The 15,182-nt window shown below is 63.3% G+C and carries 16 protein-coding genes and 1 pseudogene; 8 read left to right on the top strand and 9 right to left on the bottom strand.

Annotated features, from left to right (window positions below; all coding sequences use genetic code 11):
• Position 1: 1 nt before the first annotated feature.
• Positions 2 to 1,120, top strand: a complete 1,119-nt coding sequence (locus LOY51_RS04375; protein ID WP_258644830.1) for an agmatine deiminase family protein — start codon at positions 2 to 4, stop codon at positions 1,118 to 1,120.
• Positions 1,121 to 1,237: 117 nt separating this feature from the next.
• Here LOY51_RS04375 and LOY51_RS04370 read toward each other — a convergent pair whose 3' ends face one another.
• Both LOY51_RS04370 and LOY51_RS04365 read right to left on the bottom strand, forming a co-directional pair.
• Entirely contained in the window at positions 1,238 to 1,771 is a 534-nt protein-coding gene (locus LOY51_RS04370; protein ID WP_258644828.1) for a cytochrome b/b6 domain-containing protein, read from the bottom strand.
• A complete protein-coding gene (locus LOY51_RS04365; protein WP_125462616.1) occupies positions 1,768 to 2,037 on the bottom strand; it encodes a PepSY domain-containing protein in 270 nt (89 codons plus the stop codon). The genes LOY51_RS04370 and LOY51_RS04365 overlap by 4 nt, the downstream gene beginning before the upstream one ends.
• 198 nt (positions 2,038 to 2,235) lie before the next feature.
• Here LOY51_RS04365 and LOY51_RS04360 point away from each other — a divergent pair, with 198 nt between their 5' ends.
• On the top strand, positions 2,236 to 3,414 hold the full coding sequence (locus LOY51_RS04360; RefSeq protein ID WP_258644824.1) for an acetyl-CoA C-acetyltransferase: 1,179 nt from the start codon (positions 2,236 to 2,238) through the stop codon (positions 3,412 to 3,414).
• A gap of 187 nt (positions 3,415 to 3,601) precedes the next feature.
• Here the strand turns inward: LOY51_RS04360 and LOY51_RS04355 are convergent, their stop codons facing one another.
• The gene (locus LOY51_RS04355; protein ID WP_258644821.1) at positions 3,602 to 4,309 is read right to left on the bottom strand and encodes an SDR family NAD(P)-dependent oxidoreductase; all 708 of its coding nucleotides are present in this window, start codon (positions 4,307 to 4,309) and stop codon (positions 3,602 to 3,604) included.
• 76 nt (positions 4,310 to 4,385) lie between these two features.
• Between LOY51_RS04355 and LOY51_RS04350 the strand changes: the two genes are divergently transcribed.
• The gene (locus LOY51_RS04350) at positions 4,386 to 5,342 is read left to right on the top strand and encodes an arsenic resistance protein (RefSeq protein WP_258644818.1); all 957 of its coding nucleotides are present in this window, start codon (positions 4,386 to 4,388) and stop codon (positions 5,340 to 5,342) included.
• Between the two features lie 251 nt (positions 5,343 to 5,593).
• Here the strand turns inward: LOY51_RS04350 and LOY51_RS04345 are convergent, their stop codons facing one another.
• Both LOY51_RS04345 and LOY51_RS04340 read right to left on the bottom strand, forming a co-directional pair.
• Complete coding sequence (locus tag LOY51_RS04345; protein WP_258644815.1) at positions 5,594 to 6,118, bottom strand: histidine phosphatase family protein; 525 nt, start codon at positions 6,116 to 6,118, stop codon at positions 5,594 to 5,596.
• A gap of 61 nt (positions 6,119 to 6,179) precedes the next feature.
• A pseudogene (locus tag LOY51_RS04340) lies at positions 6,180 to 7,244 on the bottom strand (5-methyltetrahydropteroyltriglutamate--homocysteine S-methyltransferase); the annotation flags it as partial.
• Positions 7,245 to 7,563: 319 nt separating this feature from the next.
• Between LOY51_RS04340 and LOY51_RS04335 the strand changes: the two are divergent.
• From LOY51_RS04335 to LOY51_RS04325, 3 genes are all read left to right on the top strand, one after another.
• Positions 7,564 to 9,051, top strand: coding sequence for a methylenetetrahydrofolate reductase C-terminal domain-containing protein (locus LOY51_RS04335; RefSeq protein ID WP_258644812.1), 1,488 nt, complete (start codon positions 7,564 to 7,566; stop codon positions 9,049 to 9,051).
• A 102-nt stretch (positions 9,052 to 9,153) separates the two neighbouring features.
• Complete coding sequence (locus LOY51_RS04330) at positions 9,154 to 9,393, top strand: type II toxin-antitoxin system RelB/DinJ family antitoxin (RefSeq protein WP_125462610.1); 240 nt, start codon at positions 9,154 to 9,156, stop codon at positions 9,391 to 9,393.
• Positions 9,383 to 9,673: a type II toxin-antitoxin system RelE family toxin gene (locus LOY51_RS04325; RefSeq protein ID WP_258644810.1), complete on the top strand. Its 291-nt coding sequence runs from the start codon at positions 9,383 to 9,385 to the stop codon at positions 9,671 to 9,673. Before LOY51_RS04330 ends, LOY51_RS04325 begins: the two co-directional genes overlap by 11 nt.
• A gap of 119 nt (positions 9,674 to 9,792) precedes the next feature.
• Here the strand turns inward: LOY51_RS04325 and LOY51_RS04320 are convergent, their stop codons facing one another.
• The 3 genes from LOY51_RS04320 to LOY51_RS04310 are packed head-to-tail and all read right to left on the bottom strand — an operon-like array spanning position 9,793 to position 11,884.
• Positions 9,793 to 10,566, bottom strand: a complete 774-nt coding sequence (locus LOY51_RS04320) for a carbon-nitrogen hydrolase family protein (RefSeq protein WP_258644807.1) — start codon at positions 10,564 to 10,566, stop codon at positions 9,793 to 9,795.
• Between the two features lie 39 nt (positions 10,567 to 10,605).
• Entirely contained in the window at positions 10,606 to 10,836 is a 231-nt protein-coding gene (locus LOY51_RS04315) for a PIN domain-containing protein (RefSeq protein WP_258644804.1), read from the bottom strand.
• Positions 10,817 to 11,884 (bottom strand): helix-turn-helix domain-containing protein, encoded by a 1,068-nt coding sequence (locus LOY51_RS04310; RefSeq protein WP_258644801.1) that lies wholly within the window; start codon positions 11,882 to 11,884, stop codon positions 10,817 to 10,819. Before LOY51_RS04310 ends, LOY51_RS04315 begins: the two co-directional genes overlap by 20 nt.
• Positions 11,885 to 12,086: 202 nt before the next feature.
• On the opposite strand from LOY51_RS04310, the gene LOY51_RS04305 reads away from it, so the two are divergent.
• Complete coding sequence (locus LOY51_RS04305; protein WP_125857460.1) at positions 12,087 to 12,680, top strand: transglycosylase SLT domain-containing protein; 594 nt, start codon at positions 12,087 to 12,089, stop codon at positions 12,678 to 12,680.
• A gap of 69 nt (positions 12,681 to 12,749) precedes the next feature.
• Here LOY51_RS04305 and LOY51_RS04300 read toward each other — a convergent pair whose 3' ends face one another.
• Positions 12,750 to 12,971, bottom strand: coding sequence for a hypothetical protein (locus tag LOY51_RS04300; RefSeq protein ID WP_258644798.1), 222 nt, complete (start codon positions 12,969 to 12,971; stop codon positions 12,750 to 12,752).
• Between the two features lie 860 nt (positions 12,972 to 13,831).
• Between LOY51_RS04300 and LOY51_RS04295 the strand changes: the two genes are divergently transcribed.
• Complete coding sequence (locus tag LOY51_RS04295; protein ID WP_258644796.1) at positions 13,832 to 15,082, top strand: IS256 family transposase; 1,251 nt, start codon at positions 13,832 to 13,834, stop codon at positions 15,080 to 15,082.
• Positions 15,083 to 15,182: the final 100 nt, after the last annotated feature.

The raw sequence follows: 15,182 nt of genomic DNA, 5'->3' as shown, positions 1-15,182 counted from the left end.
CATGCCCACTCGCCGCACCTTCCTTCAACAACTGAGCGTGGTCGCAGGCGTCAGCGCCGCCGCCAGCTTCGGCCTGCCCCTGGGCAGCGCCCGCGCCGCCGAAGCCGGCCGCTGGTTCATGCCCGACGAGGGTGAAAAACAGCAGTGCGCCTATATCGCCTTCGGCGCCCAGGACGCCATCTGGGAAGACTTCACCGAAGACGTGCAGGCCGCGCTGGGCCGTATCGCCCGGGCCATCGCCGCCTACCAGCCAGTGACGGTGTTCTGCCGCGCCAGCGAGCGCGATATCGCCGAGGAAGAATGCGGCAGCCATAACATCACCTATGTTGAAACCAAGCTGGACGACATCTGGATGCGCGACATCGGCGCCAACCTGGTGCTGGACGACGATGGCGCGCTGGGCGCGGTGGACTTCAACTTCAACGGTTGGGGCGGCAAGCAGCAGCACCGCTACGACGCCAAGCTGGCGGCGCGCGTGGCCAAGCTGGCCGGAGCCCAATACCAGCGCAGCGAGCTAGTGGGCGAAGGCGGCGGCATCGAGGTGGACGGCCACGGCACCGGGATCATGACCGAGAGCAGCTGGATCAACCGCAACCGCAACCCCGACTGGAGCAAGGCCGAGGTCGAAGAGGAACTGAAGGCGCGCCTGGGGCTGCGCAAGATCATCTGGTTGCCGGGCATCAAGGGCAAGGACATCACCGATGCCCACGTGGACTTCTATGCGCGCTTCGCGGCGCCCGGGGTGGTGGTGGCGAACCTGGACAATGACCCGGATTCCTACGACTACGCAGTGACCCGCAAGCACCTGGAGATTCTGCAGAACGCCACCGACGCCGATGGGCGCAAGTTGCAGGTGCATACCCTGTCGCCGCCGTTGAAACCGCGCAGCAACAAGTTCAGCAAAGGCAACCCGGACTTTGCCGCGGGGTACATCAACTACTTCGTGATCAATGGCGCGGTGATCGCGCCGCAGTTTGGTGATCGCACTGCCGATGAGAAGGCCCGGGCGTTGCTGGTGCAGTTGTATCCGGGGCGCACGGTGGTGCAGCTGGACATTGATGCGATTGCAGCGGGTGGCGGAGGCATCCACTGCGTTACCAACCAGTGCCCGGCGGTGTGATTGCAATCGTAGGGGCTGCTTTGCAGCCCTTTCGCCGGCAAGCCGGCTCCCACAGGTCCGAGTGATTCCATGTGGGAGCCGGCTTGCCGGCGATTGGGCCGCAAAGCGGCCCCTCTTTCACGACTCGTCGGAAGACCTTCGCCGCCCGGTCACCATCGACAACGGCAGGTTCTCCCTCAAGCGCACACTCTCCACCAGCGCCGCCAGCAGGTGCACGCCAACCAGCGCCAGCACCGCATCGGCCAGCCAGCTGTGCAGCGTCTCCAGCCATTCGGCGCCCCACAGGGCATCCACCTCCAGCATCATCCAGCCGGTCACGCCCAGGCTGGCGATGCCGGCCATCATCAGCACCATCACCAGCGCGCCGATCGGCGTATGCCCCAGGCGGTGAAAACGCTCGCCGCGCCAGAGCGCCAGCGCATGCGCCTTCAACCGCGCCCGCGTGGGCCAGAAGTCCTTCCAGCGGGCGCTGCGCGGCCCGACAAAACCCCAGCCAATGCGCAGCACCAGGCAGGCACCGGCGTAGTAGCCCAGCCACTGGTGCCAGTCGTCACCGGCCTCGTTGAAGAAGTAATCGGCAAAGAACACCAGCGCCAGGGACCAGTGGCACAACCTCAGCAACGGGTCCCACAGGCGCACGCTGGCGGTCACTCATGCACCTCGCTCTTGACCGCCTTGCCGGTGACCGGGTCGTGGTAGATCTCGACCTTGCGCCCATCCTTGTCGAAACCGTAGATCTCGTAGCAGTTGCCCTTGGTGATCTGGAACTTGTTGATCTTGTAGCCCTGCTCCTTGAGCTGGGCCTGGAACTTGTCGGCATCCTGCCAGGTGCTGCGGTCGGCCGTGGTGCATTCGGTCTTGGCAAAGGTGTTGGCGCTGGCGAGCAGCAGGGTGATGGCAATCACTGAGTAGCGCATGGCAAGAAGCTCCGCTCTGGTGGTTGGTAAACGCTCCCCCCGAAGCTGACGCCAAGCTTAGTTGCGGCGCCGCGCAGGCGTGGCCCGCCGCCGTTTATTCATTTGAATTTCGGATCAATGGCAAAGAAAAACAAACTTCCCAAATCAGCGCCCGGCAGGGATGCTGTGGCGATCATGAGCGTACCCCGGAGAACAACAATGAACGAAGTCGTCATCGTCGCCGCCACCCGCACTGCCATCGGCAGTTTCCAGGGGGCGCTGGCCAACCTGTCCGCCGTCGAACTGGGCGCTGCGGTGATCCGCCAGTTGTTGGCCCAGACCCAGCTGGACCCGGCCCAGGTCGACGAAGTGATCCTCGGCCAGGTGCTCACCGCCGGCGCCGGGCAGAACCCCGCCCGCCAGGCCGCGGTCAAGGCCGGCCTGCCCTATGAAGTGCCGGCACTGACCCTGAACAAAGTCTGCGGCTCGGGCCTCAAGGCCCTGCACCTGGCCGCCCAGGCCATCCGCTGCGGCGATGCTGAAGTGGTGATCGCCGGCGGCCAGGAGAACATGAGCCTGGCGCCCTACGTGCTGCCCTCGGCCCGCACCGGCCAACGCATGGGCCATGGCCAACTGGTCGACAGCATGATCACCGACGGCCTGTGGGATGCCTTCAACGACTACCACATGGGTATCACCGCCGAGAACCTGGTGGACAAGTACGGCCTCACCCGCGAGCAGCAGGACGCCTTCGCCGCCGAGTCGCAGCGCAAGGCCGTGGCCGCCATCGAGGCCGGGCGCTTCAAGGATGAGATCACCCCGATCCAGATCCCGCAGAAAAAAGGCGAGCCGCTGGTGTTCGACACCGACGAGCAACCCCGCGCCGGCACTACCGCCGAGTCCCTCGGCAAGCTGCGCGCCGCGTTCAAGAAGGACGGCAGCGTCACCGCCGGCAACGCCTCCAGCCTCAACGACGGCGCCGCCGCGGTGCTGCTGATGAGCGCCAGCAAAGCCAAGGCCCTGGGCCTGCCGGTGCTGGCCAAAATTGCTGCCTACGCCAGTGCCGGCGTGGACCCGGCGATCATGGGCATCGGCCCAGTGTCGGCCACCCAGCGCTGCCTGGCCAAGGCCGGCTGGCAACTGGGCGAGCTGGACCTGATCGAGGCCAACGAAGCCTTTGCCGCCCAGGCGCTGGCGGTGGGCAAGCAGCTGGAGTGGGATGCGGCCAAGGTCAACGTCAATGGCGGCGCCATTGCCCTGGGCCACCCGATTGGTGCTTCGGGCTGCCGGGTACTGGTGACCTTGCTGCATGAAATGATCAAGCGCGATGCCAAGAAAGGCCTGGCCACCCTGTGTATCGGTGGTGGGCAGGGTGTGGCGTTGGCGATCGAGCGGTAAGCCCGAGGGCCTCATCGCCGGCAAGCCGGCTCCCACAGGTACCACGTTGACCGTGAAAGTCGCGCAATCACTGTGGGAGCTGGCTTGCCAGCGATGAGGCCGGCACAGGAGGAACCTTCCTCCAGACCGCATAATCTCAAGCTATGCGCCACCCCTGTGCCGCCGCAGTTCGCCGATGCAGGCCAGCTCAGAACCGCTCGTCGCGCAGCGCCGGCAAGGTGATGTCACGCACATAGCTGGCGGCGGACAGGCTCAGCATCATCCGGCACACCTGCACCACATCGTGCAGCGGGATCAGCGAACCTTCACCGCGCTGCTCGGCCTGGGCCAACGGCACATCCAGCCCGTCCTCGGTGTTGAGGTAGCCCAGGTTCAGGCAACTCACCCCCAACCCCTGCTCGCGGAACCCTTCGCGCAAGGTCTCGGCAATGCCGCGCAAGCCGAACTTGCTGGCACCGAAGGTGACCTCCGGCCGCCCACTCCCCGGCAACGCCGAGGTCGACCCCGTGAGGATGATCCGTGGCCGCGCGCTGTTGAGCAGCACCGGCAACAAACGTTTGATCAGCAGCAACGGCGCCGTGAGGTTGGTGGCGACCATGCGTTCGATCTGCCCGTCGTCATCGTCGAGGAAGCTGTAGCCGTCCTCGAACGCCAGCGTTTCCCAGATCCCGACGTTGTACACCAATACGTCCAGCCCCTCCCCGGCGACCGCCTCGTGGATCGCCGCCGCAGCCTGGCGCGGCTGGCCGAGGTCGGCCTCGATCCAGCGTACCGCCGCCGACAGCGCTTCAGGCCGTGTACGCGACACGCCGATCAGCGTATCACCCGCCTGGCCCAGGCCCTCGACCAGTGCCTTGCCCAATCCCTTGCTCGCACCCACCACTAGAATTCGCATCGAATCACTCCCTATGGTTTGCGCCAGATAGTACCCTGCCCCACCCCGTAATTCAGTCGCAAATGCCAGGACGCCCGTGGACAGAGAACAACTCGAACGCCAGCAGATCCCCGTTTATTTCATCGCCGTGGTGCTGGCCGCCGCCGTCGGCCTGCTGGCGCCTGCGGCGGCTCGGCCCCTGGAGCTGCTGGTGACCCCGGCCATCGCCGTGCTGATGTATGCGATGTTCCTGCAGATTCCCTTTCTCGATCTACGCGCCGGGCTTGGCAACCGGCGCTTCATGGGCGCGCTGCTGCTGGCCAACTTCGTGCTGGTGCCGCTGCTGGTGTGGGCCGGTACCCGCGGCTTGGTCGACCACCCCGCCGTGCTGGTCGGCGCGCTGCTGGTGCTGCTGACACCCTGCATCGACTACGTGGTGGTGTTCACCCACCTGGGCAAGGGCGAGTCGCGCCTGACCCTGGCCGCCACGCCGGTGCTGTTGCTGGTGCAACTGGCGCTGCTGCCGCTGTATTTGGCGCTGATGCTCGGTGGCGCCCAGCAGGTGGACATCTCGGTGGCGCCGTTCGTGGAGGCCTTCGTGCTGCTGATCGTGCTGCCGCTGTTGCTGGCCGTGGCCACCAGCAGCGGGGCCCGGCGCTCGCCGCTGATTGCGCGCTGGAACGACGCCTGGGCCTGGCTGCCGGTGCCGGCCATGGCGCTGGTGCTGATCGCGGTGATCGGCTCGCAGATTGGCGTGGTGGTTGAGCGGCTGGATGAGTTGCTGCCGGTGCTGCCGGTGTATGTCGGCTTTGCATTGCTGGCACCGGTGCTTGGGTGGGCGGCGGCGCGGCTGCTGCGGTTATCCACAGGCGAGGCACGGGCGGTGACCTTCAGTGCCGCCACGCGTAATTCGTTGGTGGTGTTGCCGTTGGCGTTGGCGCTGCCGGAGCCGATCCGTGCGCTGGCGGCGGCGGCGGTGATTACCCAGACGCTGGTGGAGTTGGTCAGTGAGCTGGTTTATATCCGCGTGGTGCCGGCGTTGGTGCGGCGGTAGGGCCTGTAACTTCGCTCAATTCGAGTTCGCTGGGGCCGCTTCGCAGCCCTTTCGCTGGCAAGCCAGCTCCCACAAGGATCGCCCAGCCCGGTCAATGTGGGAGCCGGCTTGCCGGCGAAAGGGGCGCAAAGCGGCCCTTTCGCTGGCAAGCAAGCTCCCACAGGGATTACCCAGCCCGGTCAGTGTGGGAGCCGGCTTGCCGGCGAAAGGGGCGCAAAGCGGCCCCGGCAATGGTGAGCCTTGAAAACTTCTCAGACCAGTCGCAGCCGCCATTGGCCGTAATGACTGAATTGCACACGAGCCAAGGGCGGTACATCAATGCGCTGAAAGGACGCCAACGGCGCCCCCAGCGCATGCAGCATCGCGGCGCGGATGACAAAGGGATGGGTGATGGCGATCCACTCACCCTCGGCCAGGGCACTGTCCATCCACTGGGCGACGCGTTGGCACAGCGCAGCGATCGATTCGCCACCATGGGGTGCCGCCTGCGGGTCACTGAGCCACAACTGCAGCGCCTGCTCGTCGAGTTGCTTGAGCGGCATGCCTTTCCAACTGCCCAGGTCGCAGTCGCGCAAGCCTTCATCGACCGTCGCGACCAGCCCCTCGGCAGTCTGCCGGGCGCGTAGCTCGGGTGCACTCAGGTAGCGGGCGGCTGTGGATAACTCACCCAGCGGCCCTGGCGCTTCAAGCAGGGGCTCGTCATCCAGGGCAAAACACCCCACCCGCTGCGCTTCGGTGCGGGCGTGGCAGATCAGGGTCAGGTGGGTGGGCTTCATGGCAGGCCGTGCTGATTGCAGTGGAACCTGCGATGTTGCCTGAACGATCGCGGGGCTGCTACGCAGCGCACAGCCGGGTGGCTTCGGGCTGCTCAAGGGCTTTGGCCAGCATGGCCACGTCCTGGCACTTCTGCACGGCGAAAGCCAGCCCACTGTTCAGTTCATCAGCGTGTTCCACCGGGCTGTGCAGCAACGAACACGACGGCGCGACCCACAGCCGATCACCCAGGCGCTCGTGGGCATGGCGCAGCACATCCAGCGCCTGCTCCAGCTCGCCGTGCCCAGCCTGGTGGCCGTTGACCACGCCCAGCGACAGCACCTTGTAGGCCGGCAGGCGGTCGAGGAGGGCCGGGAGCTGCTCCGGTGCGCGCACCAGGTCGACGTGCAGACCATCGACCGGCAGGTTGGCTGCCAGGCCGAGGTTGGCGTCCAGGCCACCGAAGTAGGTGGCGATCAGCTTTTTCAGCGGGGCGCGCTGGAGGATGTTGTAGGTTCGCTCGTAGGCGTTCTTCCAGTCCTGCGGCAGCTCCAGGGCAAGGATCGGCTCGTCGATCTGCACCCATTCCACACCCTGTGCCGCCAGGCGGTTCAAGACCTGGTCGTAGATCGGCAGCAGGCGGTCGAGCAGGTCCAGCTTGTCGAATTCACCGCCCTTGGCCTTGCCCAGCCACAGGTAGGTCAGCGGGCCGATCACCACTGGCTTGACCGCATGGCCCAGGGCCTTGGCTTCTTCGACTTCTTCGAACAACTGCTCCCAGCTCAGGGCGAACTGCTGGTCGGCGGTGAATTCGGGGGCCAGGTAGTGCTCGTTGGTGTCGAACCACTGGGTCGCATCCTGGGCTACGGCGAACAGGGTTTGCAGCGTCGGCTTGGCACCGTCCTTGGCCTTGATCACGCCGAAGGTCAGCGAGTGGGTCAGCACCTGGTCACGCCAGGCAAAGTCGCCGACCGGCAGCAGCTCGATGCCGGCGGCCTTCTGCGCCTGCCAATGCGCGGTGCGCAGGCCACGGGCCACGGCACGTAACCCGGCCTCGTCCAGCTCGCCCTTGCAGAACGCCGCCTGGGCTTGCTTCAACTCAGGGTCGCGACCGATGCAGGAGAAACCCAGGTTGTGTGCCAGTGCCATGTTCGTGTCCCTAGATGCTTGAAATTGAATGAGGGCATTCTGCTGGGGCTGAAGAAGTGAGACAAACTCATAAAATTTGAGATGAAATCAAGATTTGCTCATGATCCTATGCCATGCCCGGCCTTGATGGCCCTATCGCTGGCAAGCCAGCTCCCACAAGGTCTGCGAGGCCCCTGTGGGAGCCGGCTTGCCGGCGATAGGGCCATCAGGATCAACCCCGAATGTCTCAAACAACACACTCCCCCGCGCAACCAGACATGCCCCGCGCGCCAATCTGCTTCACACTGCCACCCTGCCCAAACCCGGTAGCCCGCACACCATGAGCCTGCTGAAAACGACCCTGGACGCCAACGCCTTCGCCTGCATCCTCGAGTTCGTCCCCAAGCCTTCCGCCGAGCGTTTCGCCACGCTGGACACCCTCATGGCCCGCACCCAGCTGTGCGGCTGGCCCCTGACCGTGGCCATCGGCGACCGTGTCGGCAGTGCCCTGGACATGTCGCCGCTGGACGCCTTCGCCAGCCTGGCCGAACCCGTCCCCGCCCTGCTGCACTTCTCGGGCAAGGACCGCGAGCGCCGCGACCTGCTCGCCCAGCTGCAACGCATGGACGCCGCCGGCCTGGACCAGTTGCTGCTGCTCACCGGCGACCGCCTGCCCGGCCACACCCCAGGCCAGCGCCCGGTGCGCTACCTCGAGTCTGTCGCCGCGCTACAGATCGTGCGCCAGGCCCGCCCGCACTGGCTCTTGGCCGCCGCGCTCAACCCGTTCAAGTACCAGGAAGCCGAGGGCGGCGCGCAGTATTTCAAGGCCGAGAAGAAACTGGCCGCGGGTGCCGACCTGTTCATCCTGCAGCTGGGTTTCGACATCGAGAAACACCAGGAAGCCTACGACTGGATGCAGCGCCAGCCCCGGCCGAAACCGCTGATGGCCTGCATCATGGCGCTGACCGAAGGCCGCGCCGGCATGCTCGAGCACGTCGCCGGGGTGACCGTTACGCCGTCGATGCGCGCATTGCTGGCGGCAGAAACCGCGGTGTCCAAGCAGTACGCCAAGGACCGCGCCAACCAGCGCCTGGCCTTGCAAGTGATCGGCCTGAAATTGATGGGCTATGCCGGCGTGCACCTGTCCGGCATTCATGATGTCGCCCAGTTCGAAGCGCTGGAGCAGGCGATCAGTGAACTGCAACCGCTGTTCACGACGCTCCAGGATTGGACGCCCGCCTGGCACGCGGCCTGGCAGGAACCTGGCCTGCCAGCCGTCACCTTCCACCCGCCCGGGCATGCCTGGCGTCAGGGGCAACGGCAGATCACCGCTTCGAAAAAAGAGAAAGCCCGTTACCACCTGCTGGCAGCGATGCACCATCAACTGTTCAGCCGCACCACGCCGCTGAGCAAAGCCTTCGGCTGGGCCGTGACCCGGCCGCTATGGCGCAACCCGACGGCAGCGCAATGGCTGCACCAGCTGGAACGGCGCATCAAACGGCCGATGGTGGGCTGCGATACCTGCGGCAGTTGCCGGCTGGAGGACACCCTGTACATCTGCCCCGAGACCTGCCCCAAAGGGCTGGCGAACGGGCCATGCGGCGGGACCCGCCTGGACCGCTGCGAGTTTGGCGACCGCGAGTGCGTGCACAGCGCCAAGTATCGGCTAGCGGTGAGTGTGGGGCGGGCCGAGGTGCTGAGCGAGCGGTTGATCCCCTGTGTGCAGGTAGAGAACCGACATCGCAGTTCGTGGCCGGTGTGGTTCGAGGCTACTACCTTGAGGTCTCCCTCCCAACTGCCTGACGTCGCTCCAGAGTTCAACGAGTAATGCGCCTCTGCCACGCCCGTCGGTAATCTCGCCGGCCCCCTTGCTCCGCAGGCAGCATTGGCTCATTGTACAGACCAATGTCATTACAAAGAGGCCAAAACCATGGCGTCCATCAATGTGCGGATCGACGACGACCTCAAGGTGCGTGCCTACCGTGAACTGGAAAAGCTGGGCGTAACCCCTTCCGAACTGATGCGCCAGGCGTTGCAGTATGTCGCTGAGCGTGGGCAACTGCCTTTCAAGCCTGTGTTGTTGACCGAAGACGACGAAGCCTTGCTCGCCACCGTGCGCGAACGTCTGGCCGCCCCTCAGAGGGTGAAGGTAACGCTGGATGACCTATAACCTCGAATTCGATGCGCGCGCACTTAAGGAATGGCAGAAACTCGGCGACACCCTTCGACAACAGTTCAAGAAGAAACTGGCAACGATATTGCTCAATCCAAGGGTTGAAGCGAACCGCCTGCACGGCTTCCCGGACTGCTACAAGATCAAGTTGCGAAGCAGTGGCTATCGATTGGTCTACCAAGTCATCGACCATGAGGTCGTAGTGTTCGTGGTCAGCGTGGATAAACGGGAGCGAGACCAGGTTTACCGCAAGGCGGCCGAGCGATTGAGCGAGTGACTCAAGCCGCTGAACCCGGATTGATATCAGCGCACGACATGTACCTGTAAACCTGTTTTTTAAGCTGTAAACCATCGGCACTTACAACTCAAAAAACACTTAACAGGATCGCCCTGGCTTCAGACCAATTCAGCGGCATCCATCGCCATAGAGATCTCGCGCCCCGTCCACTCCCCTCCCCGCCCTGAAACGAGCAACAGCCGATTGCCAGCACCTGAAGCAGCCGCGACACACCGCCCCTGCTCATCCCAGAAAGCGCTACGCCCAGCCGCAGCCCAGCCTCCAGTACTGCCGCCATGGTTGGCCATAAGCACCGCCATGGCATGCCGCTGTGCATAACTTTGCAACAAGGCGCTATCCGCTGGATAACCCGTTTCGCCAATGAGCACGCCGGTCGCATACACCTGCGCGCCACACTGTGCCGCCTGGGCGGCATGCTCGGGATGGGTGAAATCGGCGCACACCGACAAGGCCACGGGCACGCCGGCGACAGACAGCAACTCGCCCCCGCTCCCCGCGCCGAAGAACACGTCTTCACCGGTATGCAGATGTTGCTTGGTGTAGGCGGTAATCGAGCCATCCGGGTGGAGGATGCACGCGGCGATGCGGGGCTTGTCCTGGCCCGGCACCTTGAGCGGCATGCCGAACACTGTGGTCATGCCCGCCGCTTGGGCGAATTGGCGCAGCGGCGCCAGCAGTGGCGTGTCCAGGCCCTGGGCCAGGGCACTGGCCGTCTTGAGTGCGTAGCCGGTGAGGGACAGCTCGGGGAAGAGCAGCAGCGTTACGCCGTGCTTATGGGCTTTGCGCATGAAAACCAGGTGCAAGGCCAGGTTGGCGGTGATATCGCCATCGCGAATGGCGCACTGGGCGGCGGCGAAAATGGCTTGCGGCATGGGCGTCTCCTGGCAAGGAAGGCAGACTCTGCGCAACCGTTATCCAGAAGACAACCCCGGCCTCGTAAACCCGCCTCTAACGATAATGGATGGGCTCAGCTCAGCCAGCTCAAGCCCCATGGGCAATAGATGCGCATGCTGCGCTTCGAGCTCATCGAAATAGAGGATGTCCGGCACTGTGAACTGGTAAGGCAGCGTGAAGAGTTGAGCCAGTAGCTCGCCCTCTTCAAGGTCGATCAGGATGTTGGCATCACTGATGAGTAGCTGCATCCAGTAACTCCAGTTTGCGCGCCTGGTGGAACTGGTAGACCGTCATGCCCAGCAGCTCCGCCGCCTTGGACTCGCCGATAATCCCCTCCCCCAGCGCGCGGTAGACCAGTTGCTGGAACAGCCGCGTGGTTTCTGGCCGGTACGCCGCACCAGGCTCCTGTTTGCGCCAGCCCTGTTTGGCGAACACCAGGAACAACCGCTCGCGCACGGCGTGCGGGATGATCTTCAGGTCCCCAGCGCGGTACAGGCAACCCTGCATGCTGAGGCCATATTCAGCCTTGAGCAGGTACAACTCGCGAACCTCCAGCCTGTGTCGGGTATCGCCCAGATGCTGCCGCATGGCGCTGGCAGGCACCAGCAATGCCGAGGCAAAACGGTTACAGGCCTTTTCCTCATCCAGCGCTTCGGCCAACCGACCGTGCATCAACAGGTGGCCAAGTTCGTGGGCCAGGGTGAAGCGCTGACGATCGCCCGGCCAGTCCGCCGACACCACAATGACCGGCTGCCCCGCCACGCTGGCCTGCAAACCTTCGAATTTCGCCTGGGCATCGACCTGGGTGATGATCACCAGAATCCCGTGAGTCTCCAGCACGTCGATCAAGTCTGGGATGGGGCTTGAACCGAGACCCCACAGCTGCCGCACCTGGTCGGCCAGGCTGTCGACCGCCTGTAGCGAAGCAATCTCAGCAGGCAGGCCTGCTGGCACGCTGAACGACTGCACGGGATAGGCCGGCCACAGGTTGATCAGCTCTTGCCAGCGCTCCGCCTGATCCAGCACATCGGCCTCAATGCGTTTCAGGATTGCCTTGGGGGTGCTGCAACGCTTGCGATACTCGACCCCCGCCAACTCGACCTTGGCCGGGCGGAAGAAATACTCGGCGCGCACCGACAGCGCCTTACACAAACGCACGAGCACGCCGGAACTGGGCATGCTCTGGTCATGTTCGTACTTTTTGATCATGTTGGCGCTCACGCCCACCAGATCGCCTAGCGCCCGCATCGACAGGCCAGCAGCAGCGCGGGCACGTTTGAGCCGCTCGCCGATCATCGGTTGTCTCCCTCGGTTTACGAATACTACAAATATTCGAGAAATATAAACCTGATAAGCCTGACCGTCGAGGCATGGGCGACGGCCGTACTGGCCGCAGCCTGGGATCGCGCGACCGGCCGCTGATTCATATGCGCCTGCAAAGCCTGTATAAAGCGCCCGCGATCTGCGATCCCGACGTCAGCAAAAAGGAACCCCCTCCATGCTTCGGCTCTCGATGCCAGCCCTGCTCCTGGCGCTTGCCGGCTGTGCCACCAAGCCCCCCGCCAACCCCGACAACCTCTGCGAGATCTTCCGCGAGAAGCCGAAATGGCACGAGGCGGCGCTGAAGATGCAGGCGCGCTGGGGTGCGCCGGTGCAGGTGCCGATGGCGATGATGTACCAGGAGTCCTCGTTCAAGCACGACGCCCTGCCGCCGCGTTATTACTTCCTCGGCATCATCCCCTGGGGCCGGGTCAGCACCGCCTACGGCTACGCCCAGGCCAAGGACGAGACCTGGGCCGACTACAAGCGCGAAGCCGGCGGCTGGGGCGCCAGCCGCGACGACTTCGCCGACGCCGTCGACTTCATGGGCTGGTACATGCAGAAGAGCCAGCGGGTGAATGGCGTGTCCAAGTGGGACGCCTACGGCCAGTACCTGAATTACCATGAAGGCTGGGGCGGCTACCGCAACCGCAGCTATGACGCCAAGCCGTGGTTGCTGAACGTCTCGCAGAAGGTTCAGGCGCGGGCGGAGGTGTTTGGGGCGCAGTATCGCAGCTGTGAGCAGGAGCTTTCGCGGGGTGGGTGGTTTTGATGGGGCCAGCCGAGAGAGGCCACGCGAGAGGGCCGCAAAGCGGCCCCTGTGACGCGTAGCATCAGCCGTTCAACTCCCCTCTTCTCTCATCGCCTCCAACTTGCCGACCTGCTCGCTGGCCAGCCGGCTGATGATCCGGATTGCCTGGTGGATCCCCGCCGTGTTGCGGAAGCTCAGTTGCGGGTTGTGTTCGCATTCCAGCATTTCGTCGTGCTGGACCAGGGCTTCGCCTAGCAGTTCGAGGGTCCAGGCGTAGCTTTGGATGGTGGATAGGCGTTCGTGGTCAGTCATGGGGCACCTCACGGGTGGCGAGGGACTGGCTGTCGATTGGGTAGAAGGTTGGGGATGGGGTGGCCGCGGGGGTTGGGCGGCGGAGAGCGGATGCGAGGATCCTGTACAGACGTGTGAAAGTCATGCATGAGACTCCAAGTTAGGTTGGAACCACCACGCACTGTCGCCAAACAATGGGTGGTAGCTGTACGCAGGTTGGCGAACCGGGAACTTGGAACCCGGCAGACCCGAAGGTCTCCCGCGCACAGCCACCATGGCACGAGGCTGCAGGCACAAAAAAAGCGCCTGCAATCGTGTGGGGCGCTGCTGCGCCAAGTTTACCCGGGTCGCCAAACCCGGTCGCGGAATTTGCCGCGACTGGAGGGGAATTTATTCTCTGGGGCTTGCTAGGGCAAGGTTCTTGTGGCTAGGAAATGGCTTGGAAGAACGTAGGAAATGACTCTCGCAAAGGTGTTGGGAGGCAACAGTAGGTGGGTTGGCCGACCGGGACGAAAGGAACCGGCACACCGGAGGTGTCACACGTACTGTCGCCATGATGCGGGGCGTGTTCTATATGGATATTGTTCTGAGTGGTGAGGGTGGCAGCTGTACGCAGATTGGCGAACCGAGGAAAAGATAACCCGGCAGACCGTATGGTCTCCTGCGTACAGCAGCCATGTCACGGCAGATGCGTGCAGGTTAGCTACACCTGGCTAGTGACGAGGCTAGGTGAGATAGCTAGAAACAAATGCCCGCATTGAGAGGAAATCTGGGACTTCGCGAACAGACAACATGATCATTGGTAACTGTGCGGAGTTGCGGAGACAGGGAGGGTGTCAGAAATTTTGTGTTCGGGCATACCATGAGTAAGAGGTGCATGCATGCCAACCAAAAAGAAACCGCTTCGAGAGTTACCGAAGGTCCCGAAAGAGCTGCTTGAACAGTTTTCCGCAACCCCACTGATGACCGCAGAGGCTATCGAAGAGGCCTCTGCCGCCTTCAAGAAAGCACTGATCGAGCGAGCCCTGAACGCCGAACTGGGTCATCACCTGGGCTATCCACCGGGCGCGCAGCGCCCAGAGGATGAGACCAACCAGCGCAATGGCACGAGTGGCAAGACTGTACTGACAGGCGATGGCCCGCTACGGCTGGATATCCCTCGGGACCGTGACGGCAGTTTTTCGCCCATCCTGATCCCCAAGCATGAGCGCCGTTACACCGGATTCGATGACAAAATCATCGCCATGTACGCCCGTGGAATGACGGTCAGAGAGATCCGGGCCTTCCTGTCCGAGCAGTATGGAACCGACGTTTCACCCGATTTCATCAGCTCGGTGACAGACGAGGTCATGGAAGAGATTGGCGCGTGGCAACAGCGGCCACTGGAGCCGATGTACCCGGTCATTTTCTTTGATGCACTGCGAGTGAAGATTCGCGAAGAAGGCTTGGTGCGCAACAAGGCCATTTACTTGGCATTGGGCGTTCTCCCCGATGGGACGCGCGATATCTTGGGCATCTGGATCGAGAACACTGAGGGTGCAAAGTTCTGGATGAAGGTGTTTAACGATCTCAAGACACGTGGCGTCGAGGATGTGCTGATTGCCGTGACCGATGGCCTCAAAGGCATGCCGGAGGCCCTCAGTGCCGTGTTTCCAGAAACGACGTTGCAGACGTGCATTGTGCACCTGATCCGCAACAGCCTGGACTTCGCAGCCTGGGACAAGCGGCGAGCTCTGGCAAAGGAGCTGAAACCGATTTACCAAGCCATCAATGCCGAAGCGGCTGAGCAAGCACTCGATGAGTTTGAGAACGGGCCATGGGGCGAGAAATATCCGACGGTGGTGGCTGCTTGGAGGCGCGCCTGGGATCGAGTGATTCCATTTTTCGTCTTCCCTCCGGCCATTAGGAAGGTGATTTACACCACCAACGCCATTGAGAGCATCAACGCCCAGCTACGTAAGGTGATCAAGACTCGCGGGCATTTCCCGAATGATGATGCAGCGACCAAACTGATTTGGCTGGGATTGCGCAACATAACAGCCAATTGGGGAAAACCAGCCCATGACTGGAAAAGCGCGATGAATCAATTTGCGATTCTGTACGGAGATCGGTTCATCAGGCCAGCCTGGTGAAAATCAGGGCCTGCCTAACGGCAGGCCGTTACCGGCCCGAACACAAAAAAACTGACAGTCCCGAGACAGGAATCAAATCGCACTCCAATGCATTGATTAG

Origin of the sequence: Pseudomonas sichuanensis (assembly GCF_024749065.1) — a bacterium.
Classification (GTDB): Bacteria; Pseudomonadota; Gammaproteobacteria; order Pseudomonadales; family Pseudomonadaceae; genus Aquipseudomonas; species Aquipseudomonas sichuanensis.
The sequence above is the reverse complement of the archived record's forward strand: the minus strand, read 5'-3'. Positions and strand labels throughout refer to the sequence as shown.

Excerpts from the sequence above, each read along its gene's own strand:
- LOY51_RS04375 (WP_258644830.1), top strand. The coding sequence starts at position 2 with ATGCCCACTCGCCGCACCTTCCTTCAACAACTGAGCGTGGTCGCAGGC.
- LOY51_RS04365 (WP_125462616.1), bottom strand. The coding sequence starts at position 2,037 with ATGCGCTACTCAGTGATTGCCATCACCCTGCTGCTCGCCAGCGCCAAC.
- LOY51_RS04360 (WP_258644824.1), top strand. The coding sequence starts at position 2,236 with ATGAACGAAGTCGTCATCGTCGCCGCCACCCGCACTGCCATCGGCAGT.
- LOY51_RS04355 (WP_258644821.1), bottom strand. The coding sequence starts at position 4,309 with ATGCGAATTCTAGTGGTGGGTGCGAGCAAGGGATTGGGCAAGGCACTG.
- LOY51_RS04345 (WP_258644815.1), bottom strand. The coding sequence starts at position 6,118 with ATGAAGCCCACCCACCTGACCCTGATCTGCCACGCCCGCACCGAAGCG.
- LOY51_RS04335 (WP_258644812.1), top strand. The coding sequence starts at position 7,564 with ATGAGCCTGCTGAAAACGACCCTGGACGCCAACGCCTTCGCCTGCATC.
- LOY51_RS04330 (WP_125462610.1), top strand. The coding sequence starts at position 9,154 with ATGGCGTCCATCAATGTGCGGATCGACGACGACCTCAAGGTGCGTGCC.
- LOY51_RS04325 (WP_258644810.1), top strand. The coding sequence starts at position 9,383 with ATGACCTATAACCTCGAATTCGATGCGCGCGCACTTAAGGAATGGCAG.
- LOY51_RS04320 (WP_258644807.1), bottom strand. The coding sequence starts at position 10,566 with ATGCCGCAAGCCATTTTCGCCGCCGCCCAGTGCGCCATTCGCGATGGC.
- LOY51_RS04315 (WP_258644804.1), bottom strand. The coding sequence starts at position 10,836 with ATGCAGCTACTCATCAGTGATGCCAACATCCTGATCGACCTTGAAGAG.
- LOY51_RS04310 (WP_258644801.1), bottom strand. The coding sequence starts at position 11,884 with ATGATCGGCGAGCGGCTCAAACGTGCCCGCGCTGCTGCTGGCCTGTCG.
- LOY51_RS04305 (WP_125857460.1), top strand. The coding sequence starts at position 12,087 with ATGCTTCGGCTCTCGATGCCAGCCCTGCTCCTGGCGCTTGCCGGCTGT.
- LOY51_RS04300 (WP_258644798.1), bottom strand. The coding sequence starts at position 12,971 with ATGACTGACCACGAACGCCTATCCACCATCCAAAGCTACGCCTGGACC.
- LOY51_RS04295 (WP_258644796.1), top strand. The coding sequence starts at position 13,832 with ATGCCAACCAAAAAGAAACCGCTTCGAGAGTTACCGAAGGTCCCGAAA.